Below are 20,761 nucleotides of genomic sequence, written 5' to 3'. Positions count from 1 at the left end.
TGTGCGGTGAGCGCGGCTGGCGATCATGGTGGCTGGACCCCGAGGGCCCCCCGTCACCCCCGCCCCGGCGGCATTGGCGCGATCTTTGGAACCGGCTGCGGGGACAGCCGCGCCCTGCCACGCACCCCCCTCTCGACTGGTGGAGCGGCCTGTGAACATCACCCCCCGCGATGTGCCCCCGCGCGCCGCCTGGGCGTTGGAACGGGCCGGTGTACACCCGCTGCTGGCGCGGCTGTTTGCCGCGCGCGGTATCCAGCAGGCGGACGAACTGGACGACGCGCTGACCCACCTGCCCCCGCCCGAACGCCTGCGCGGCGCGCGCGAAGCTGCCCAACTGTTGGCCGATGCGCTGCAAGGCGGCCACACCGTCTGCATCGTGGCCGACTACGATTGCGACGGTGCCACGGCCTGCGCGGCCGCGTGGCGGGGGCTTCGGCTATTGGGCGCCCCCTTGGGCTGGGACCGGGTGTGCTATCTGGTGCCCGACCGGGTGCGCGACGGCTATGGCCTGACCCCCGCGCTGGCCGAGCGGGTGCACCGCTTGGGGGCCGATGTGCTGGTCACCGTGGACAACGGCATCGCCGGCCTGGAGGGGGTGGAGCGGGCCCGGGCGCTGGGCCTGCAGGTGCTAATCACCGACCACCACCTGCCGCTGGTGCAGGAGGGCGAAGTCCGCTTGCCGCAGGACTGCATCATCGTCAACCCGAATCAGCCCGGGTGCGAATTTCCCGCCAAGGCGATGGCCGGGGTGGGCGTCATGTTCTATGTGCTGCTGGCGCTGCGCGCCGAGCTACGACGGCGCGGCGTCTTCGACAGCCTCAGCCAACCCCGTCTGGACACCCTGCTGCCCCTGGTCGCTCTGGGCACGGTGGCCGACGTGGTGCGGCTGGACGCACACAACCGGCGTTTGGTGGCGCAGGGCCTGCGGCGCATCCGCGCCGGGATCATGCCAGCGGGCATGGCGGCGCTGCTCGCCATCGCCAGGCGGCCAGCGGCGCGCGCCTCGACCTTCGACCTGGGTTTCACACTGGGGCCTCGCCTCAATGCCGCAGGGCGCCTGAGCGACATGGGGCTGGGCATCGAGTGCCTGATCACCGACGATCCTGCACGGGCGGGGGAACTGGCCCGCTTGCTCGACGAGATCAACCGCCAGCGGCGCGCCGTGGAATCGGCCATGCGCGAGCAGGCCCTGCTGGCCATGGCCGAGCGCCACGGCAACGATCTCGACCCCGAGTCGGCGCCCCCGGCACTGACCCTATTCGACCCCACGTTTCATGAGGGGGTGGTGGGCATCGTCGCCTCCCGGCTCAAAGACCGGCTGCACCGGCCGGTGTTCGTGTTCGCCCCAGCGCACATGGACGACGGCACACCGTGCCTGAAAGGTTCGGGGCGATCGATCGCGGGCTTTCACCTGCGCGATGCGTTGGACTGGATGGCCAAACGCCAGCCCGGCCTGCTGCTGCGATTTGGCGGTCACGCCATGGCGGCGGGCTGCACCCTCCCTGCAAACGGCTTGGCCACGTTCGAAGCGGCCTTGCAGGCCATCGCCACCGAATGGCTGGACGATGCCACTCTGCAGCGCCGGCTGGTCACCGACGGCCCGCTGGCGCAGCCCTGGCACCGCGTGGACATGGTCGATTTGCTCGACGCCCAGGTCTGGGGTCAGGGCTTTGCCGCACCCGTGTTCAGCGACGAGGTCGAGGTGCTGGGACAGCGGCTGGTGGGCGAACGGCATCTGGCGTTGCGCCTGCGCGTGCAGGGCCAGCCGCTGGAGGGCATCTGGTTTGGCCACACCGAGGCCCTGCCCGCGCGGGTGCAACTGGCCTACCGGCTGGAAGTGGACGAGTGGCAAGGCCAGCGGCGCCTGCGCCTGATCGTCGAGGGCGCGCAAACGTGACGGCGCCGCTGGCGGTGTGGGAGGGCATCCCCATCCTGCATCTGGACGACGCACTGATCGTGGTGGACAAGCCAGCCGGGCTGCTGGCCGTGCCGGGCCGTGGCGCGGACAAGGCCGACTGCGTCGCCGCGCGCGTGCAGCGCCACGCGCCGGATGCCCTGATCGTGCACCGGTTGGACATGGACACCTCCGGCCTGATGGTGCTTGCGCGCAGCCCGTCTGCCCAGCGCTCGCTGTCGATTGCTTTCGCACAGCGCCAGGTGCGCAAGACCTACGCAGCCGTCGTGGCTGGGATACCCATGCCGCCGCGCGCGCGCGGCGGTTGGGGCGATATTCGCCTGCCGCTGAGTGTCGATTGGCCACGCCGCCCGCGCAGCAAGGTCGATTTCTGCCTTGGCAAGCCGAGCCACACCCGCTGGAGGGTACTCGGACTGCAGCGCTGGGGCCATGTGTGGGGCACGGGCGTTGCGTTGCAGCCCCTCACCGGACGGTCGCACCAGTTGCGAGTGCACCTGGCGGCGCTGGGCCACCCGATTCTGGGCGACCCCCTCTATGCCGAAGGGGCGGCACGCCACGCCGCCCCGCGACTGCTGCTGCATGCGACGGAACTCGCTTTGACCCACCCGGTCAGCGCTCAGCCGTGCCATTGGATCAGCGCGGCCGACTTCTCGGCCGAGCCGCTCCTTTGAACGGTCGTCTGGCGTTTTCGTTCGGCGGTTTGGGCCTCGACATCGTCACAAAACTGTCAATGGCGCATGACAAGCTGCAAGTTCTGAGGCTGGAGGGATCGCATGGGGTATGCGCATCACCAAGCCGGCCGAGCGTCAACGAAGGAACGCCATGACACACTCACGCTCGATGCGTCGTCGCCCGATTTGGAAGACCATCACTGTCATCGGTCTGGCTGCCGCCGTGGCAGGCTGCCTTGGCTCGTCCGATGGCGAACCGCTGGACTTGACCATCCTGCACATCAACGACCACCACTCGCGGCTGGATGCCGAAACCACCACGCTGCGGCTGAAAAACGCCGCAGGCGTGCGTGAGGCTGTGACCGTCGACCTGGGCGGGTTCGCCCGTGTGGCGGGTGCCATCGAGGCACTGCGGGGCAACCAAACGAATGTGTTGACCTTGCATGCCGGCGACGCTATCACCGGAGATCTGTACTACACCTTGACCGATGGCCGCGCCGATGCGGCGCTGATGAACACGGTCTGCTTCGACGCCATGACCCTGGGCAATCACGAGTTCGACAATGGCGACGCTGGGGCGGCCAAATTCATCGACGAGCTGGCCAAAGGCAACTGCCGCACCGCGGTGCTGTCGGCCAACCTCAAGCCGCGCAGCGGCAGCCCGTTGACGGGCAAAGTACGCGCCAGCACAGTGCTGCAGCGCAACGGACAGCCGATTGGGATCGTCGGGGTGACGGTAGCAAACAAGACGCGCGACAGCTCCCGCCCCGACGCCGGCACCGGCTTTGAAGACGAAGCTGCGGCAGCGCAGCGCGAAATCGATGCGCTGCGCGCCCAAGGCGTCAACAAGATCGTGCTGTTGACCCACATCGGCTACCCGGCCGATCGCCAATTGGCTGCGCGTTTGAGCGGCGTCGATGTGATCGTTGGCGGCGACTCGCACACGCTCTTGGGCCCCAAAAACCTCACGGACATCGGGCTGACGCCCATCGACGGCTATCCCAGCCAGGCGCGCAACAAAGACGGCGAGCCGGTCTGCATCGTGCAGGCCTGGCAGTACGCCTATGCGGTCGGGGAGCTGCGCGTGCGCTTCGATGGGCGCGGCGTCGTCACGGAATGTGGCGGTCAACCGCACATCCTCGTCAGTGACAATGTGCGTCGATCCAGCGGCACCCTGGCCGATGCCGATCGCGCCGCGATGCAGGCCGATCTGCGCGCCCAGGCCGGTCTTCGGGTGCAAGCGCCCTTGGCCAAAGCCGAACAAGTATTGGTACCATTCGCCGCTGCCAAGCGCGACTTTGGAGCGACAAAAGTCGGCGCGGCCTCCGAAGAGCTGTGCCTGCGGCGCGTGCCCGGCACCAAGCGCGACGTCACACGCTCCGCGCTGGGTGACCTGTGCAACAAGAGTGAACGCGTCAACGCCTATGGCGGTGACATCCAACAGCTCGTTGCACAGGCGTTTTTGGAACAAGGTCAGCGCTTTGGCGGGGCCGATATCGCGCTGCAAAACGCCGGTGGTGTGCGGGTGGATATCGCGCCAGGCGATATCACGGTCGGGCGCATCTACACCCTGCTGCCGTTCAAAAATACCCTGGTGCGCTTGCGCATGAGCGGCGCCCAGGTCAAGGCGGCGCTTGAAGATGCCGTCGGCTTCGTGCTGGCGGCCGCTGGCAACACGGGAGCTTACCCATACACCGCGGGTCTGCGCTTCGAGGTCGATCTGAACCAGCCAGCCGGCCAGCGCATCACGAACTTGCAAATCCGCGACGCCAGCGGCAGCTGGAAACCCTTGGATCTCAACGCCAACTACCGGGTTGTCACCAATGATTTCCTAGCCAACGGCGGCGACGGCTACGCCACCCTGAAGGGCATTGTGGCCGATGCCCGGGAAGACACCTTCCTCGACTATGCCGACTCGTTCTTGCAGTATGTCAAACAACGTGGCACGATCACGCGACTTCCGTTGGACCTGTACAGCACACAGCGATTCGTTGATACCCCTTGAGTCCTGGTAACGTCCCGACATCGCGTTGGTGCACCGCCGCCCTGGGGGCGACGGTGCTTTTTGTTGTTTGGCACCTGTGGGCGCCGTCGCGCCTCGGGATCACCCTGCACATCGACGAGGCGCAGTACTGGACCTGGTCGCGCGAGCTGGCATGGGGCTACTATTCCAAGCCCCCGGTAATCGCAGCGTTGATCGCGGCTTCGACCGCGCTGTGGGGAAACGGATGGATCGGCGTCAAGGGTCTGACGCTGGCGCTGACGACGCTGACCGCATGGGCGCTGGCCGCTTGGGTCCATGCCATGAGCGGCGATGCTCGTCGTGGCGCGCTGGCAGCGCTGCTCGCGCTGGGATCGCCCCTCGTGCTGTTGTTGGGATTTGGCGCCACCACCGATGTACCGCTGTTGCTGGCGTGGTCGCTGGCCGCCTGGGCGTTGTGGGTGGCGCTGCAGCGTCCCGAGTCGGCCTGGCGTTGGGCGCTGCTGGGCTTGACCGTCGGCCTGGGCGTGCTGTCCAAGTACACGATGCTGGCATTCGTGCCTGGCGCTTGCTTGGCGATCGTTTTGGCTGGGCCCACACCGGGGCACGGGTGGGCAGTGCTGCGCGGCGGCCTGCTGGCCGCTGGGGCTGCAGCGCTCATCGTCTCGCCCCATGTCGCTTGGAATGTACAAGCGGACTGGCCGATCTGGCGCCACACGCTCGACATCACGCTGCAGCGCGATGACGCGGCGCTGCAGCGTGGCCTGGCGGCGTTCGCGCTGGGACAAGTGGTTCTCCTGGGGCCATTGGCGCTGGCGCTGCTCGCATGGCGATCGGCTGAACCTGGCGACGATGCGCCCGGTCGGCATGGCACGCAGCGGCGGGGTATGCGGTTTGCGCTGGCCGTCAGTGCGCCGTTGCTGATCGTCGGGCTCGCGCAGGCCGCGCGCGGCGGCGCTCATGTGAACTGGGCCGCCCCAGCCTTGCTTGGTATCTTGGCCTGGCTGGCGCTGCGCGCACCATTGCGCGCGGCCCCAGTGGCAACCCTTCTGGGGCTGCAGACCGCACTGGTGATTGGTCTGCTGCATGCGCCCAGCGTGGCAGCCGCCGTTGGGCAGCCGTGGCCATGCCGATTGGATTTTTGGGCCCGCATGCGGGGCTGGGACCAGGTCTGGAGCGAACTCGCGCGGCAACTCCCGTCCGAGCCAGCGTTGGTTGTCGGCGACTCGCGCGCGGTGCTCGCGCACGGCGCCTACCACTGGCGCGACCGCGATGTGCAGTGGCTGGCCTGGGACCCCGCGCGGCGGGCCCGGCACCACTTCGCCTGGCGGCAGGGCGTGGATGAGACCGCGCTGGCGTCGCTGCTGCATGGGCAGCGCGACCGCACCGTGTGGTTGATCGCGGGGGACATCGATGCAGTGCAACCGTTTGCCGTCCGAGGGATGACCCCAGTCGAACCGCAAGCCTCGGCACACTGGACGAACAGATGCGGCCGCAGCGTGGCGCTGTGGGCTTGGCGGCTGCGGCCACCGCAGCAAGATCCATCGTGAAACGACGCGCTTTTGAATGGGGCGCCTGGGTATGGCTTGCGCTGGCAATCGCGCTGGCGCTGGTCCAACTCAGCGGCCTGGATTCGACCCTGCCGCGCCTGGGTTTTGACCCGGTGCGGGTCTGCTTCATCGGACACGAACTGGGCTGGGCGCAGGCGCTGTACCGCGGCGTGCCCACCGCCGGCTGGCTCATGCTGTTGCTGGCAGCGCTGGTGTGGGTGGTGCCGCGCTGGCGCCGCCGACCTGCGTGGCGGCGCGCATCATGCGCCGTGTGGGCCGTGGCGCTGGTGGCCAACGGCCTGGTAATCGACCTGTTGCTCAAGGAACATTGGGGTCGGCCGCGCCCGCGCTCGGTGCAGGCCTTTGGAGGACCCTACGCCTATTACGCCGTCTGGGAGCCTGCACCGACGCGCATACGCAACGGCAGTTTGCCAAGCGGCCACGCAGCCGCTGGCTTCACCCTGATGGCGGTGGGCGCATTGGCTTCGCGTCGGCGTTGGCACTGGGCATTGGGCGCCGGCATGGTCGCCGGCATGGTCATCGGTGCCGCACGGGTGTTGCAAGGGGCACATTTCCCGACCGACATCCTGGTCTCGGGCTGGGTGGTGCTGGGAACATGCCTGCTGCTGCGCCGAGGTTGGGTGTGGGTACGGCTGCGCCGCTGGCGCCGTCGGACAGCGGCTCAGCCGGCCGGGTGGGCGGGGGCGGCCGACTCTGGATAGAGCATCGCCAGCGCATCGCTCAACACACTCAACGACTGTTCGGCCGCCCGCCGACCCGCTGCAATCGCAGGCGCTGCGCGATGGAAGTCCATCGCGGCCACATCCGCCAGGGCGGGACGGATGACGATGTCGGCCGGCTCGCCCGCCAAGCGACTTTGGGTGATTCGCCATTGCACGATCGCCATGCTGGTGGTGAGCACATCCAAAATCGAAGGAACCACCGCCGCATCCTCCTGCGGGGCGACCGGCGCCCCGTCGAGAGAATCCTGCGCATGGCCGCGCAATCGCTGCAACACCGCCTGCAACACGCCCTGGCGCGGGCCGCGCGAGCGGCTGGTCACCCGCTGACGGCGGCGCATCAGGTCCCAATTCAGATCCACCGCGATGACGAACTCCGCCCCCATCGCGCGCGCCAGCGACACCGGTACCGGATTGACCAATCCACCGTCGACGAGCAGCCGACCGCCGAGTTGCGCTGGCGTAAAGACACCGGGGATCGCAATCGAGGCGCGCACGGCATCGATCACCGGTCCCTGGCGCAACCAGACCTCGCGGCCGGTCACCAAATCGGTCGCCACGCAGCCGAACGGCTTGCGCAGCGCCTCGATACCCCCGTCGACGAAGCGGCTGCGAAAAAACGCCTCGAGCTTGTCGCCTTCGATCAGCCCGCCGCCGAAACGCAGGTCGATCAGCCCAACCACCTCGCGCCAGCCCAGCGAGCGCACCCATGGCTCCAGCCGGTCGAGCTCCCCTGCGGCATAGGCCGCCCCGACCAGCGCGCCGATGGAGGTGCCGCAGACGATATCGGGCTGCAGCCCAGCCTCTTGCAGCACGCGCAGGACGCCGATGTGCGCCCAGCCGCGCGCCGCACCGCTGCCGAGCGCTAGGCCAATGCGGGGACGGGCGGCTGCGGCGGTCATCGGGCCGGCGACAGCGACATCACAGCAGCGGCACGCCGGTCTTGCTCTGGATGAACTCGCGGGTCACATCCGGGGCGAGTTCCACCAGTTTGAGCCCCTCGGGCGTGACGTCCATCACGCCAAGATCGGTAATGATGCGGTCCACCACGCCCTTGCCGGTCAGTGGCAGCGTGCACTCGGGAATGATTTTCAGGTCCTCCGTGCCGTCCTTCTTGCGCGCCACATGCTCCATCAGCACGATCACACGCTTCACACCCGCGACGAGATCCATCGCGCCGCCCATGCCCTTGACCATCTTGCCGGGGATCATCCAGTTGGCCAAATCGCCCTTGTGCGTGACCTGCATCGCACCCAGGATCGATAGGTTGATTTTGCCGCCGCGGATCATGGCAAACGACTGGTCCGAGCTGAAGATGGACGAACCTTTGATGGTGGTGACGGTCTGCTTACCGGCGTTGATCAGATCGGGGTCCACCTCGTCCTCATAAGGGAAGGGGCCGATGCCGAGCATACCGTTTTCGCTTTGCAGCCAGACCTCGATGTGGTCGGGCACATGGTTGGCCACCAGCGTCGGGATGCCGATGCCCAGGTTGACATAGAAGCCGTCCTGCAGTTCTTGGGCCGCGCGCGCGGCCATTTGGTCTTGGGTCCAAGGCATGATCGAGCTCCTCAAACTTTGCGGTCGCGGGTGGTGCGCTTCTCGATGCGCTTTTCCGGCGTGGGGTTGTGCACGATGCGGTGCACGTAGATGCCAGGCAGATGCACATCATCCGGGTCGATGGCGCCGGTAGGTACGATGCGTTCGACCTCGACGATGCACAGCTTGCCCGCCATGGCCACCGCCGGGTTGAAGTTGCGCGCCGTACGGCGAAAGCGCAGATTGCCGGCCAGGTCGGCGACGTCGGCCTTGACCAGAGCCACGTCGGGAAAGAGGGCGCGCTCCATGATGTAGGTCTCGCCGTTGAACTCGCGGTGCTCCTTGCCTTCGGCCACGATGGTGCCCACACCCGTCTTGGTAAAGAAGGCCGGGATGCCCGCGCCGCCGGCGCGCAGCTTCTCGGCCAGCGTGCCTTGGGGGGTGAATTCGAGCTCGAGCTCACCGGCCAAATATTGACGCTCGAATTCTTTGTTCTCGCCCACGTAACTGGAAATCATCTTTTTGATCTGGCGTGTCTCCAGCAGCTTGCCCAGGCCAAAGCCGTCCACGCCGGCGTTGTTGGAGATGACCGTGAGATTCTTGACGCCACTGTCGCGCAGCGCATCGATCAGCGCCTCGGGAATGCCGCATAGGCCAAAGCCGCCCACGGCGATGAGCTGCCCATCGGCGACCACGCCATCGAGAGCCGCGGCCGCGCTGGGGTAGACCTTATTCATGCTCGCACGCTCCTGTCCAAATTGGGGAAAGCCATACGATACTACGGAACCGGGGTCGTGGTATGGCCGACGGCTCGGCCCGGCGACGTGACCGCAGCGCCCGAGACGAAGCGGAAACGTTTGCCGCACGGCCAGCAGAGCCATGGCGCTTCGGAAGCATCCATGGCCGCCCCGTCATCGGGGTAGCGACGGACGGCGCACACGGCGTCCCTTGTCCCCGGCGCCTGTGGGCGATCTTGTGGACAAGCCGAGGGGAAAATCCGGGAAAGCGCGGGCCGCCAAGGCCCAGACGAGACTGCGTATTTTTTCAGCAAGTATGGATCGCCCGCGGCGCCGCATCGCCCACCTGGACATGGATGCCTTCTACGCGTCGGTCGAAGGACTGCGTTACCCGCAGCTGCGCGACGTGCCGCTCGTCATTGGTGGGCGGCAGGCGCGCTGGCGCGAGCCGGTGCCCGAGGACCTGCCGCCCGAAGACATTCCTTTGTCGGCCTTCGCCCGGCTGCGCGACTACCGCGGACGCGGCGTCATCACCACCGCCAATTACGCAGCGCGGCAACACGGCATTGGCTCGGCCATGGGTTTGATGAAAGCCGCGCGTCTGTGCCCGCACGGCATCCTGTTGCCGGTGGACTTCGACGCCTACCGCGCCGCTTCGCAGGCCTTCAAAGCGGTTATCCTGCGCCACGCGCCCGTGATGGAGGACCGCGGCATCGACGAGGTCTACATCGACTTCACCCACGCCCCGGACGGACAGCGCGACGGCGGTCGTGTGCTGGCCGAGCGGCTGCAGCGCGCCATCCGAACAGCCACGGGGCTGAGCTGCTCGATCGGCGTGGCGCCCAACAAACTGTTGGCCAAAATCGCCAGTGACCTGGACAAACCCGGCGGGATTACCCTGCTGGACGAGGCGGATTTACCCGCGCGCCTGTGGCCCCTGCCCTGCCGCAAGATCCACGGCATCGGCCCGCGCACCGACGAGCGCCTGCAGGCCATGGGGCTGCGCACCATCGGCGAGCTGGCTGCTTGTCCACGCGAGGCGCTGATCGAGCGATTTGGCCCCACCCATGGCGCCTGGTTGCACGATGCAGCCTGGGGCCGAGACGAACGGCCGCTCGTCACCGCCAGCGAACCCGTCAGCCTGAGCCGGGAAACCACCTTCGAGCGCGACATGCATGCCGTGCATGATCGCGTGCAGCTGGGACAACGGTTTACCCGGCTGTGCGAGCAGGTAGCCGCCGACCTGCAGCGCAAGGGTTTCATGGGGCGCACCATTGGCATCAAGCTGCGATACGAGGATTTTCGGATCGTCACCCGCGATCAGACCGTACCTGTGCCGACCGCCGATGCCGCGGTCATCCGCCGTACCGCCGGACTGTGCCTCAAACGCGTGGACCTGACACGGCGCATCCGGCTGCTGGGGGTGCGGGTGGGCAATCTGGTGCGACCGGGCAGTCCAACGGATGCGGCCACGACCCGTCCGCTCATCCCGGATTTGTTCGACACCGTGGACTGATCCTCCTGCTGCGCCGCCATGCCGTCACTGCCGCGGCGTGCGCGCATGGGCCGGCGGCTGCTGGGGGTGGCTGGTGCGCCAGGGGTTGATGTCCAGCCCACCGCGGCGCGTGTAGCGCGCATACACGCTCAGGCGCACTGGGCGACAGCGTGTCCAGATGTCCATGAAAATCCGCTCCACGCAGGGCTCGTGGAACTCCTGGTGCTGGCGAAAGCTGACCAGATAGCGCAGCAAGCCCTCCTGGTCGATCGGGGGGCCGCTGTAGGCGATCTGCACGCTGCCCCAGTCCGGCTGCCCCGTGACCAGGCAGTTGCTCTTGAGCAGGTCGCTGGTCAGCACCTCTTGCACCGGCGGCTGCTCGGGGTCGGCGCGCAGCAGCTCGGGCGCCGGCTGGTAGTGGGTGCATTCCACGTCCAGGCGGTCCAGACTCAGACCAGGCAGCGGTCGCACGGCCTCCGCCCCCCATTCGTGCGGCAAGCGCAGGCGCACACCGACGCTGCCGGTCCGCTCGCTGCTGCGCCACAACGCCTCGACCAGATCCGCGCGCAGCCGCTCGCGCACCTGCTCGGCATCTGCAAAGCGCGTCTGGTTGAAGCTGTTCAGGTAGAGCTTGAACGACTTGCTCTCGATCAAGCAGGGCGTCTCGGCCGGGATGGTGAAATGCGCCAGCGCCACCTGTGGTTTTCCCCGGTCGTTGAGCCAGCTCAGCTCGAAAGCCGTCCAGAGATCGGCGCCGGTAAACGGTGGGGTGCCGGTGATGCCGATCTCGGCGCGCTTCGGGGCGCGCGGCAGCGGGCACAGCAGCGTGGGGTCGTAGGTGTCGGTGTATGCGGCCGGGCGGCCCAGCGGGGAGCTGGCCAAGCCGGACCGGCCGTCGAGGCCAGCGGGATCGACGGCAGGGATCGATGAGGCGGGATCGGCAGACATGGGCGCAGAGCAGAATGCAGTGCAGCAGGCCAGCGCTAAGCGGTGAATTCACCTTCGCGCAGCCACTTGGTGGCCACCCATTTTTCCCCCTCCAGCACGGGGGCACCGCCGTGCAGGGTCCGGGTGGCCGGCTCCGGCCGGTCATAGGCAAAGAACACCGCATGTCCGCGCTGCGGCATGACTTCCAACCCAACGTCAGGGAAGACCGTCCCGCCGCCGCGCACCGGCTCGTTCAGATACATGACGATGGTGGCCACACGCTGCCCGCCGCGCTCACAGAGGCGGGCTGTGCCGGCAGCATGGGGGTCGAAATAGTCGTAGTGTGGCTTGTACTCCGCCCCCGGTCGATAGCGCAGGACCTGCAGACCCTCGCCATTTTCCACCGGCCAGTGCACCAACCGGCTCAGGCGTGCCTCGATGCGCTGGATCAGCGGCGTCTCACCACGGCGAAAGAACATGCCGTCGCTGGTGCGATCGGCGTTGAGCTCCTCTGCGCCGGTTCGGGTCTGGACCGTGCGGGAGCGCTTGAGGCGCGGCCGGGCGGCCTGGATCAGCGCGTCGCACTCCTCGGCCGACAGCAGGTTGCCCAGCACCGCCAGGCGCGGGCAAGCCAGGCTGACGTGCACGGTCACCACCCGGTCCCCCAGGTCGATGGCGCGCGGCGCTCCGGACAGATCGATGCACGGTCGGGCCACGACGCGCGCGGCTGCCGCACCCGCTGCGGTGGTCTGTGCGGCCACGGACTGCAGGTGCGACTCCAACACTGTCTCCATCGCATCCAGCGCGACGGACTCTTGCCAGCCGGCCTGGAGCATGGCCTGCAACACCGATTCGGGCGTGCAGCCAGCTTGCGCCTGCTGCACGATCCAGGCGCGCAATTCGGGGGTGATGGTCTGGCTCATCACGCCGCAGTGTAGCGCGCGGCGCGCCGCCATCAAGCGCGTGCATCGCGCCGAAACACCAGCCGCTCGGGGGTGGAGACCTCGTGGGCAAAGCGATAACCCTCGCTGTCGAAGCCTTTGAGTGCCTCGACGTCGGCGGCACGGTGCAGCGTGGCCCAGCGCGTCATCAGGCCGCGCGCGCGCTTGGCCAGGAAGCTGATCACCTTGTAGCCGCTGCCGCGCCGCTCCTCGAACACGCAGGAGACGACGCGCGCATGCAGCGCCTTGGGGTCGACGGCCTTGAAGTACTCCTCGCTGGCGAGATTCACCACGATACCGTCGTCTTCCCCCGCACGCTGCGACAGATACTCTGCGATGCGCGCACCCCAAAACTGATACAGGTTGCGCCCGCGCGGTGTGGTCAGCCGCGTGCCCATCTCCAAGCGATACGGCTGCATCCAGTCCAGCGGACGCAGCACGCCGTACAGGCCGCTGAGGATGCAGACATGGCGCTGCAACCAATCCAGGTCGTCCGCCCCCAGGCTGCGCGCATCCAGCCCCTCGTAAACATCGCCGTTGAAGGCCAGGATCGCCTGCTTGCTGTTGTGCGGACCGAATTCGGGCTGCCACGCCTGATAACGCGCCACATTGAGCTGCGCCAGCGCGTCGCTCAAATCCATCAGCGCGGCCACCTCCTGCGGCGACTGCTGGCGCAGGATCGCGATCAGCTCAGCAGCCAGATCGACGAACAGCGGCTGGGTGGCCAGCGCTGTGGTGGGCGGCGTCTCAAAATCCAGTGCCTTGGCGGGGGACAGGATGAAAAGCATCGGTGCAGAACCTCCGGGCCGCGATCATAGCCACGCTGGCACGGCGGCGTGGCATCAATCCGACAGATCCCCCGCAAGGCTGGCCAAGGTCTCTGGCGCAATCGTCACATGCGCCGGGTAATACGTGTGGTCGCAGCCAAGCTTGACCAAAGCCCCGGCCTGGATCGCCGCGCGCATCGCCGGGGTGAATTCGAAGCGCAAAAAATGCACCGCCGAGGTCTTGTCGGGGGTTTCACGGTCCAGGTCCTCGTCAGCGATGGCATAGACCCGGCCGTGGCCCTCGATCTCGACGAACATGTGGTCTTCGATGCCGATCAGGCGCGCCAGCTCGCGCCGGCGCTCATGGATGTCGGGGTACTCGATCATCATCGTCGCCTTCCAGTTGGTACCGTCCGGCACCAGCGGGGCGTATGCGTCGATCTCGTGCTGAATGTCCTCTTCCTCGAAAATCTTCTCGATGCGCAACATCTCCTGGATTTGGTAGCGCATCGACAGCTCACTTTCGAACTGCACGGTGACATGCTCGCCCAGGTGCACGGTGCGCAGCTTGCGGTGCGCGATCACCTCGCCCTTGTGCGCCTTGCGCCACTTGGCGTAGGCCTCCAGCGGCATCAGCGTCTCGCGCGTGATCTGGCCAGTCAGTTGCATCGTGGTGATCATGGTGTTTCGCGACAAAAAGGGGTCAGGGGTTTTTCAGGCCATACGCGGTGGCCAGCATCGTCAGCGGATGCATCAGCTTGGGGGCACCGAGCTGGTTGACCTCGAAGCCCTGCGCGATGTGGTGTCCGCCGAGCGGACAGTCCGAGCCGATCACATCCGGCGCGCCGCCGCTCTTGTGCTGCGCCATGCTCTTGAACACCGGCTTGCCGATCTTCATCGCCACCGGGTGCGTGGCCTTTTTGACGCCGTAGGTGCCGGCGTGGCCGCTGCAGCGCTCCAGTGTCTGCACCTCGGTGTCGGGGATGAGTTTGAGGATCTCCTCGGTCTTGCGCCCCATGTTCTGCACACGGCTGTGGCAGGGCACCTGGTAGCTGACCTTGCCGAGGCCGCGCTGGAAGTCGGTGCGCAGCAGCCCATCGCGCCGACGGGCGCTAAAGTACTCGAACGGATCCCACATCGCTTCCTTGACGAGCTGCACATCCGGGTCGTCGGGGAACATCAGTGGGATTTCCTGCTTGAACATCAGCGTGCAGCTCGGCACCGCCGACAGGATCGCAAAGCCGTCGCGCGCGTAGCGTGCCAGCACCGGGATGTTGGCCTCCTTGGCCGCGGCCACCGATTCGAGGTCACCCAGCTCCAGCTTGGGCATGCCACAGCAGCGCTCCTTCTCCACCAGCGTGTAGGGAATGCCGTTGTGCTCCAGGATCGCCAGCAGGTCCAGTCCGATGCCGGGCTCGTTGTAATTCACGTAACAGGTGGCAAAGATCGCTACCTTGCCCGGCGTGCGTTCGCCGTCGACCACCTGCCTGGCGCGCGCCTCGGGCGCGGCGCGGCGCAGCGTCTTGGTGGCCAGTTCCGGCATCCAAGCGTCACGGTGCACGCCCAGCGCGTTTTCCATGAGGGCGCGCGCCGGCTTCGTGCGATTGACGGCGTTGACCGCCTGCACCACCACCGGAATGCCGGCCAGGCTGCCGTGCACATCGGTGGAGGCGAGAAACTTCTCCGCTGCCTTGACCCCGCCCTTGCGGAACTTGATCGCCTTGGCACGCAGCATGGTGTGCGGAAAGTCCAGGTTCCACTCGTGCGGCGGCGTGTACGGGCACTTGGTCATGTAACAAAGGTCGCATATGTAGCACTGGTCGATCACCTTCCAGTAATCGGCCTTGTCCAGGCCGTCGAGCTCGCCAGTCTTGCCCTCGTCGATCAGGTCGAACAGGTTCGGAAACGCCTGGCACAGGCTGACGCAGCGGCGGCAGCCGTGGCAGATGTCGAAAATGCGCGTCAGCTCCGCGAAGCACTGAGCTTCGTCGTAGAAGTCGGGATTGCGCCAGTCCAGCGGGTGGCGGATGGGGGCTTGCAGGTTGCCTTCGCGGGCCATCGTCGGTCTCCTCGCCTCGTGCCGGGCCATGCCGTGCATGGTCAGTCTTTGTGGTGGGTGCGGGGCCGCAACCGTAGGCCAAAGGCCTGGCAGCGGCAGGGGCGGCCCCCCGCGGGGCCGCCGGTGACAAGCCGAATCGGGACGGGTCAGTCGATCAGTTCGGCCAGCGCCCTGGCATAGCGGTTGGCGTGCGAGCGTTCGGCCTTGGCCAGCGTCTCGAACCAGTCAGCAATCTCGTCGAAGCCTTCCTCACGCGCGGTCTTGGCCATGCCGGGGTACATGTCGGTGTACTCATGCGTCTCGCCGGCAACGGCCGACTCCAGATTCTGGCGCGTGGTGCCAATCGGCATGCCGGTGGCGGGGTCGCCGGCTTGCTCCAAGAACTCCAGGTGGCCGTGCGCGTGGCCGGTCTCACCCTCGGCGGTAGAGCGGAACAGCGCTGCCACATCGTTTTGACCCTCGACGTCGGCCTTGTTGGCGAAGTACAGATAGCGGCGATTGGCCATCGATTCGCCCGCGAAGGCGTCCTTCAGACACTGCTCAGTCTTCGAGCCCTTGAGTTGAGGCATGGTCTTCTCCTGGTGTGGTGGTTCACGACAAGACCACCGCATTCGCCGACCGGCCGGTCGGTCGCCACGGCGGACGCCCATACCTTAGAGCCCTATGGCTGCCGCGTCCAGTCGGTGTGATCAATGCATCGGATTGAATCCATCAATCTATCGGGAAAACCCGAATCGAAGCGGTTCGCCCCATCGCCCCGAGGACCGATCCCCAAGGACGCAGCGGGGGCTGACACCTACAATTCCATGCTCGTCGTCGGGACTCCAGCGCGTCCCGTGCCGTCTCTCTTTCGCATCGAGAATCGCCCATGTCCGAACCCGTCCAGCAACCGGGCTTGCAGAGCCTGTCCAAATCGTTCGAGCCCGCCGCCGTCGAGCGGCGCTGGGGCCCCGAGTGGGAGGCGCGCGGCTACGGCCGCGCAGGCTGGCGCGGCACTGGCCAGCCCCGGGCGGACGCCCCGTCGTTCGCCATCCAACTGCCGCCGCCCAACGTCACCGGCACGCTGCACATGGGGCACGCCTTCAACCAAACCATCATGGACAGCCTGACGCGCTATCACCGCATGCGCGGCTTCAATACGGTCTGGATTCCAGGCACCGACCATGCCGGCATCGCCACCCAGATCGTGGTGGAGCGGCAACTGCAACAGCAGGGCGTCAGCCGCCACGACCTGGGCGCCACCCCCGAGGAGGCGCGCCAAAATTTCATCGCCCGCGTCTGGGAGTGGAAAGAAAAAAGCGGCAACACCATCACGCAGCAAATGCGCCGCATGGGCGACAGCGTGGACTGGAGCCGCGAATACTTCACCATGGACGAGCGGCTCTCCAAGGTCGTCACCGAAACCTTCGTGCGGCTGTACGAACAAGGCCTGATCTACCGCGGCAAGCGCCTGGTCAACTGGGACCCGGTGCTGATGAGCGCGGTGTCCGACCTGGAGGTGGAAAGCGAGGAGGAAGACGGCTTCCTGTGGCATATCGCCTATCCGCTGGCCAATGGCGAAGGGCAACTGGTGGTGGCCACCACCCGGCCCGAGACGATGCTGGGTGACGTCGCGGTGATGGTCCACCCCGAGGATGAGCGCTACCGCCACCTGGTCGGCCAGCGGGTTCGGCTGCCCCTGTGCGAGCGCGAGATCCCCGTCATCGCCGACGCCTACGTCGATCCGGCGTTTGGCACTGGGGTGGTCAAGGTCACGCCCGCGCACGATCCCAACGATTACGCCGTCGGGCAGCGCCATCAGCTGCCACTGATCAACATCTTCCACCTAGATGCCACCGTCAACGACCAGGCACCGGCCGCCTACCGCGGGCTGGATCGCTTCGAGGCGCGTCGCCGCGTCGTCGAGGACCTGCGCGCCGCTGGATTGCTGGTGGAGGTGAAAAAGCACCGCCTGATGGTGCCACGCTGCGCGCGCACCGGCCAGATCGTCGAGCCGATGCTGACCGACCAGTGGTTCGTCGCCATGACCCAGGTCAGCCCGCAGGACCCGACGGGCAAGAGCATTGCGCAGAAGGCCATTGACGCCGTGGCCAGTGGCCAGGTGCGCTTCGTGCCGGAGAACTGGGTCAACACCTTCAACCAGTGGATGGCCAACATCCAGGACTGGTGCATCAGCCGCCAACTCTGGTGGGGGCACCAGATCCCGGCCTGGTACGACGCCGAGGGCAATGTCTATGTGGCGCGCAACGAGGCCGAGGCGCGCGCGCGGTTCGAGGCTTATGTCGCGCACCTGGGGGCCGAGCAGCGTGCGCCGCTGCTGGCCGCGGGCCTCAAGCGCGACCCGGATGTGTTGGACACCTGGTATTCCAGCGCACTGGTGCCCTTCAGCACCCTGGGCTGGCCCGAGGCCGCTGGCCCGACTGGATCCGGGTCGGGCGAGTTTCCGGCCACCCCCAGCGACTACGATCTCTACCTGCCCAGCACCGTGCTGGTCACTGGTTACGACATCATCTTTTTTTGGGTGGCGCGCATGATCATGATGACCACCCACTTCACCGGCCGGGTGCCATTCCGCCATGTCTACATCCACGGGCTGGTGCGCGACGCGCAGGGCCGCAAGATGAGCAAGTCCGAAGGCAACGTGCTCGACCCGGTGGACCTGATCGACGGCATCGACCTGCCCACCCTGCTGGACAAGCGCACCACCGGGCTGCGCAAGCCCGAAACCGCCCCCGCTGTGCGCAAGGCCACCGAAAAGGAATTTCCCAATGGCATCCCGGCCTACGGGGCAGACGCGCTGCGCTTCACCTTCGCGGCGCTGGCCTCGCTCGGGCGCTCCATCAACTTCGACAGCAAGCGCTGCGAGGGCTACCGAAACTTCTGCAACAAGCTCTGGAACGCCACCCGCTTCGTGCTCATGAACTGCGAGGGCCACGACTGCGGGCTGGCCGAGCACACCCCGGATCAGTGCGCACCCGGCGGGCCGTTCCATGGCTACCTGAGCTTCTCGGCCGCTGACCGCTGGATCGTCTCGGCGCTGCAGCGCGTCGAAGCCGAGGTGGCGCAAGGCTTTGCCGAATACCGCCTGGACCTCGTCGCCAACGCCATTTACGCCTTCGTGTGGGACGAGTTCTGCGACTGGTATCTGGAGATCGCCAAGGTCCAACTGCAAACAGGGGACGCCGCTCAGCAGCGCGGCACCCGCCGCACCCTCATCCGCACGCTGGAAACCATCCTCAGGCTGGCGCACCCGATCATCCCCTTCATCACCGAAGCGCTGTGGCAGAAGGTGGCCCCGGTGGCCGGGCGTGCCGGCCCCTCAGTCAGCATCACCGCTTACCCCGAGGCGCAGCCCGAGCGCATCGACCCCGCAGCCGAGGCCGAGGTTGCCCAGCTCAAGGCCATGGTCGAGGCCTGCCGCCGACTGCGCGGCGAGATGGGCGTCTCCCCGGCGCAGCGGCTGCCGTTGTATGCCGTCGGAGCGGGCGATTTTCTGGGCCGCTGGGGGCCGGTGCTGCAGGCACTGGCCAAGCTCAACGAGGTCAAGGTCTTTGCGGATGAAGCCGACTGGGCCGCCGCTGCCCAGGCTGCCCCCGTGGCCGTGGTGGGTGAAGCCCGGCTGTGCCTGTTCATGGCCGTCGACATCGCCGCAGAAAAGGCCCGCCTGGGCAAGGAAGCGGCCCGCCTGCAGGGCGAGATCGCCAAAGCACAGAGCAAGCTGGCCAACGAAGCCTTCGTCGCCAAGGCCCCGCCGGCCGTCATCGAGCAGGAACGCCAGCGGCTGGCGGATTTTTCCGCCACGCTGGCCAAGGTGCAGGTGCAGTTGCAGCGGCTGGGCGGCTGACCTGGTGACCCTGTGAATCGCGCGGGCGCGCAACCCCGCCCCGCGCCGCAAACGACGACGGCCCCACATGGGGCCGTCTGTGTTTTGGAGCACGCCGATCGGACGGGGCCACGGCGGCTGTGGCCGCCCGACCTCGCCCTCAACGGCGCTTGAGCACCGACACGTAATTCGGACCGGCCGTTTCCTGGTGCAGCAGCTCGTTGCCCGTCTGCTTGGCAAAGGCCTGAAAGTCACGCACCGATCCCGCATCGGTGGAAATCACCTTCAACACTTGGCCGCTGGTCATTTCGGCCAAGGCTTTTTTGGCTTTCAAAATGGGCAGCGGACAGTTCAGCCCGCGCGCATCCAATTCACGGTCGATTTGCATGGTCTTGACTTGCCTTCAGGGGGTATTATTGTAAGGCTGCCTGGCCGCCCATGTCTGTGCCCACAACAAACCCCGGAGCAAACCATGCCCTGAGGCCGAGAGCGCACCCCATCAGGCAGGAAACACCCCGGTGGACAAATAACGGTCGCCGCGGTCGCAAACGATGAAGACGATGGTGGCGTGTTCCACCTGGGCCGCGATCTGTTGCGCCACCCAGCACGCCCCGGCGGCTGAGATGCCGGCAAAAATGCCTTCTTCGCGCGCCAGACGGCGGCACATCGCCTCGGCGTCGGCTTGGCTGACATAGACCAGCTCATCCACGCCGCAGGGGTCGTAGATTTTGGGCAAATACTCCGGGGGCCATTTGCGGATGCCGGGAATGCGCGAGCCCTCGCTGGGCTGCGCGCCGATGACGCGAATCGCCGGGTTTTTTTCCTTCAGGAACCGGCTGACGCCGGTGATGGTGCCGGTGGTGCCCATCGCGCTGACGAAGTGCGTGATGCGCCCGCCGGTTTGCTTCCAAATCTCCGGGCCGGTGGTCTCGTAGTGGATGCGCGGATTGTCCGGGTTGGCGAACTGGTCCAGCACCTTGCCCTTGCCCTCGCGCTCCATTTTTTCGGCCAGGTCGCGCGCGTACTCCATGCCACCGCTCTTGGGCGTGAGGATCAGCTCGGCGCCAAAGGCTTTCATGGTCTGCGCGCGCTCGATGGATAGGTCCTCGGGCATGATGAGCACCATGCGATAGCCGCGGATGGCCGCGGCCATCGCCAGTGCGATGCCGGTGTTGCCGCTGGTGGCCTCGATCAGCGTGTCGCCAGGCCGGATTTCGCCGCGCTCCTCGGCACGGCGGATCATCGACAGCGCCGGGCGGTCCTTGACCGAGCCAGCCGGATTATTGCCCTCCAGCTTGCCCAACACCACGTTGCCGCGCGCGCGGTTGTCTGGCTCGCCGATGCGCTGCAGCGCCACCAGGGGCGTGTGGCCGATGGCATCCTCGATGGTGGGATAGCGCCGTGGGGCGCGGCGGCGGCCTGCGGCGCGCATCGGGGGATGGGAGGATTCGGACGGTGGGATCATGAACGGTAGGGGCGTGCACAAAGCCCAACGGGGGGCGAAACAGGCCTTTGACTGTGCCATAATTTTGTCTTGCGCGCCGGAGTGGCGAAATTGGTAGACGCAGCAGATTCAAAATCTGCCGGTGGCGACACCGTGCCGGTTCGAGTCCGGC

18 protein-coding genes are annotated in these 20,761 nt (G+C 66.9%); 7 read left to right on the top strand and 11 right to left on the bottom strand.

The window, feature by feature from the left end:
* Positions 1–151 precede the first annotated feature (151 nt).
* The 5 genes from recJ to P3W97_RS09945 all read left to right on the top strand — a co-directional run bounded on the left by recJ (position 152) and on the right by P3W97_RS09945 (position 6,839).
* Positions 152–1,897 carry a single-stranded-DNA-specific exonuclease RecJ gene (recJ, locus tag P3W97_RS09965; RefSeq protein ID WP_300846307.1) on the top strand — a complete coding sequence of 582 codons (1,746 nt, stop codon included), beginning with the start codon at positions 152–154 and terminating at the stop codon, positions 1,895–1,897.
* Positions 1,894–2,586 (top strand): RluA family pseudouridine synthase, encoded by a 693-nt coding sequence (locus P3W97_RS09960; protein ID WP_300846305.1) that lies wholly within the window; start codon positions 1,894–1,896, stop codon positions 2,584–2,586. The genes recJ and P3W97_RS09960 overlap by 4 nt, the downstream gene beginning before the upstream one ends.
* A 151-nt stretch (positions 2,587–2,737) precedes the next feature.
* Positions 2,738–4,591, top strand: a complete 1,854-nt coding sequence (locus tag P3W97_RS09955) for a 5'-nucleotidase C-terminal domain-containing protein (protein ID WP_300846303.1) — start codon at positions 2,738–2,740, stop codon at positions 4,589–4,591.
* 53 nt (positions 4,592–4,644) lie between these two features.
* On the top strand, positions 4,645–6,117 hold the full coding sequence (locus tag P3W97_RS09950; protein ID WP_300846301.1) for a glycosyltransferase family 39 protein: 1,473 nt from the start codon (positions 4,645–4,647) through the stop codon (positions 6,115–6,117).
* Positions 6,114–6,839: a phosphatase PAP2 family protein gene (locus P3W97_RS09945; protein ID WP_300846299.1), complete on the top strand. Its 726-nt coding sequence runs from the start codon at positions 6,114–6,116 to the stop codon at positions 6,837–6,839. Before P3W97_RS09950 ends, P3W97_RS09945 begins: the two co-directional genes overlap by 4 nt.
* On the opposite strand, the gene P3W97_RS09940 is transcribed toward P3W97_RS09945, so the two are convergent.
* Genes P3W97_RS09940 through P3W97_RS09930 form a run of 3 tightly spaced genes read right to left on the bottom strand, consistent with a single transcriptional unit; the run spans position 6,800 to position 9,133 of the window.
* Positions 6,800–7,759 carry a patatin-like phospholipase family protein gene (locus P3W97_RS09940; RefSeq protein WP_300846297.1) on the bottom strand — a complete coding sequence of 320 codons (960 nt, stop codon included), beginning with the start codon at positions 7,757–7,759 and terminating at the stop codon, positions 6,800–6,802. The genes P3W97_RS09945 and P3W97_RS09940 overlap by 40 nt on opposite strands.
* Before the next feature lie 19 nt (positions 7,760–7,778).
* Positions 7,779–8,417 (bottom strand): CoA transferase subunit B, encoded by a 639-nt coding sequence (locus P3W97_RS09935; protein ID WP_300846295.1) that lies wholly within the window; start codon positions 8,415–8,417, stop codon positions 7,779–7,781.
* An 11-nt stretch (positions 8,418–8,428) separates the two neighbouring features.
* Positions 8,429–9,133: a CoA transferase subunit A gene (locus tag P3W97_RS09930; RefSeq protein WP_300846293.1), complete on the bottom strand. Its 705-nt coding sequence runs from the start codon at positions 9,131–9,133 to the stop codon at positions 8,429–8,431.
* A gap of 316 nt (positions 9,134–9,449) precedes the next feature.
* On the opposite strand from P3W97_RS09930, the gene P3W97_RS09925 reads away from it, so the two are divergent.
* The gene (locus P3W97_RS09925) at positions 9,450–10,649 is read left to right on the top strand and encodes a DNA polymerase IV (protein ID WP_300846291.1); all 1,200 of its coding nucleotides are present in this window, start codon (positions 9,450–9,452) and stop codon (positions 10,647–10,649) included.
* Between the two features lie 24 nt (positions 10,650–10,673).
* On the opposite strand, the gene queF is transcribed toward P3W97_RS09925, so the two are convergent.
* The 6 genes from queF to P3W97_RS09895 all read right to left on the bottom strand — a co-directional run bounded on the left by queF (position 10,674) and on the right by P3W97_RS09895 (position 15,891).
* Positions 10,674–11,576 carry an NADPH-dependent 7-cyano-7-deazaguanine reductase QueF gene (gene queF / locus P3W97_RS09920; protein WP_300846289.1) on the bottom strand — a complete coding sequence of 301 codons (903 nt, stop codon included), beginning with the start codon at positions 11,574–11,576 and terminating at the stop codon, positions 10,674–10,676.
* Between the two features lie 35 nt (positions 11,577–11,611).
* The gene (locus P3W97_RS09915; protein ID WP_300846287.1) at positions 11,612–12,478 is read right to left on the bottom strand and encodes a 2OG-Fe(II) oxygenase; all 867 of its coding nucleotides are present in this window, start codon (positions 12,476–12,478) and stop codon (positions 11,612–11,614) included.
* A 32-nt stretch (positions 12,479–12,510) separates the two neighbouring features.
* Positions 12,511–13,284 carry a peroxide stress protein YaaA gene (gene yaaA / locus P3W97_RS09910; RefSeq protein ID WP_300846285.1) on the bottom strand — a complete coding sequence of 258 codons (774 nt, stop codon included), beginning with the start codon at positions 13,282–13,284 and terminating at the stop codon, positions 12,511–12,513.
* A gap of 54 nt (positions 13,285–13,338) precedes the next feature.
* Positions 13,339–13,932 (bottom strand): DUF3501 family protein, encoded by a 594-nt coding sequence (locus P3W97_RS09905; protein WP_300846311.1) that lies wholly within the window; start codon positions 13,930–13,932, stop codon positions 13,339–13,341.
* Between the two features lie 34 nt (positions 13,933–13,966).
* Positions 13,967–15,322: a heterodisulfide reductase-related iron-sulfur binding cluster gene (locus tag P3W97_RS09900; protein WP_300846283.1), complete on the bottom strand. Its 1,356-nt coding sequence runs from the start codon at positions 15,320–15,322 to the stop codon at positions 13,967–13,969.
* 146 nt (positions 15,323–15,468) lie between these two features.
* Positions 15,469–15,891: a rubrerythrin family protein gene (locus tag P3W97_RS09895; RefSeq protein WP_300846281.1), complete on the bottom strand. Its 423-nt coding sequence runs from the start codon at positions 15,889–15,891 to the stop codon at positions 15,469–15,471.
* 299 nt (positions 15,892–16,190) lie between these two features.
* Here P3W97_RS09895 and P3W97_RS09890 point away from each other — a divergent pair, with 299 nt between their 5' ends.
* Positions 16,191–19,166, top strand: coding sequence for a valine--tRNA ligase (locus P3W97_RS09890; protein WP_300846279.1), 2,976 nt, complete (start codon positions 16,191–16,193; stop codon positions 19,164–19,166).
* 139 nt (positions 19,167–19,305) lie between these two features.
* On the opposite strand, the gene P3W97_RS09885 is transcribed toward P3W97_RS09890, so the two are convergent.
* The gene (locus P3W97_RS09885) at positions 19,306–19,533 is read right to left on the bottom strand and encodes a sulfurtransferase TusA family protein (protein ID WP_300846277.1); all 228 of its coding nucleotides are present in this window, start codon (positions 19,531–19,533) and stop codon (positions 19,306–19,308) included.
* Positions 19,534–19,644: 111 nt separating this feature from the next.
* A complete protein-coding gene (gene cysM / locus P3W97_RS09880) occupies positions 19,645–20,577 on the bottom strand; it encodes a cysteine synthase CysM (protein ID WP_300846309.1) in 933 nt (310 codons plus the stop codon).
* Between the last annotated feature and the right edge of the window lie 184 nt (positions 20,578–20,761).

It is taken from the genome of Tepidimonas sp. (assembly GCF_029335975.1).
Taxonomy (GTDB): Bacteria; Pseudomonadota; Gammaproteobacteria; order Burkholderiales; family Burkholderiaceae_C; genus Tepidimonas.
The sequence above is the reverse complement of the archived record's forward strand: the minus strand, read 5'-3'. Positions and strand labels throughout refer to the sequence as shown.

Bases quoted from the DNA above. Each gene is read 5' to 3' on its own strand.
- P3W97_RS09935 (WP_300846295.1), bottom strand. From the start codon at position 8,417: ATGCCTTGGACCCAAGACCAAATGGCCGCGCGCGCGGCCCAAGAACTG.
- yaaA (WP_300846285.1), bottom strand. From the start codon at position 13,284: ATGCTTTTCATCCTGTCCCCCGCCAAGGCACTGGATTTTGAGACGCCG.
- P3W97_RS09900 (WP_300846283.1), bottom strand. From the start codon at position 15,322: ATGGCCCGCGAAGGCAACCTGCAAGCCCCCATCCGCCACCCGCTGGAC.
- P3W97_RS09885 (WP_300846277.1), bottom strand. From the start codon at position 19,533: ATGCAAATCGACCGTGAATTGGATGCGCGCGGGCTGAACTGTCCGCTG.
- P3W97_RS09915 (WP_300846287.1), bottom strand. From the start codon at position 12,478: ATGAGCCAGACCATCACCCCCGAATTGCGCGCCTGGATCGTGCAGCAG.
- P3W97_RS09925 (WP_300846291.1), top strand. From the start codon at position 9,450: ATGGATCGCCCGCGGCGCCGCATCGCCCACCTGGACATGGATGCCTTC.
- cysM (WP_300846309.1), bottom strand. From the start codon at position 20,577: ATGCGCGCCGCAGGCCGCCGCCGCGCCCCACGGCGCTATCCCACCATC.
- P3W97_RS09955 (WP_300846303.1), top strand. From the start codon at position 2,738: ATGACACACTCACGCTCGATGCGTCGTCGCCCGATTTGGAAGACCATC.
- P3W97_RS09930 (WP_300846293.1), bottom strand. From the start codon at position 9,133: ATGAATAAGGTCTACCCCAGCGCGGCCGCGGCTCTCGATGGCGTGGTC.
- P3W97_RS09905 (WP_300846311.1), bottom strand. From the start codon at position 13,932: ATGCAACTGACTGGCCAGATCACGCGCGAGACGCTGATGCCGCTGGAG.
- P3W97_RS09890 (WP_300846279.1), top strand. From the start codon at position 16,191: ATGTCCGAACCCGTCCAGCAACCGGGCTTGCAGAGCCTGTCCAAATCG.
- queF (WP_300846289.1), bottom strand. From the start codon at position 11,576: ATGTCTGCCGATCCCGCCTCATCGATCCCTGCCGTCGATCCCGCTGGC.
- P3W97_RS09895 (WP_300846281.1), bottom strand. From the start codon at position 15,891: ATGCCTCAACTCAAGGGCTCGAAGACTGAGCAGTGTCTGAAGGACGCC.
- P3W97_RS09940 (WP_300846297.1), bottom strand. From the start codon at position 7,759: ATGACCGCCGCAGCCGCCCGTCCCCGCATTGGCCTAGCGCTCGGCAGC.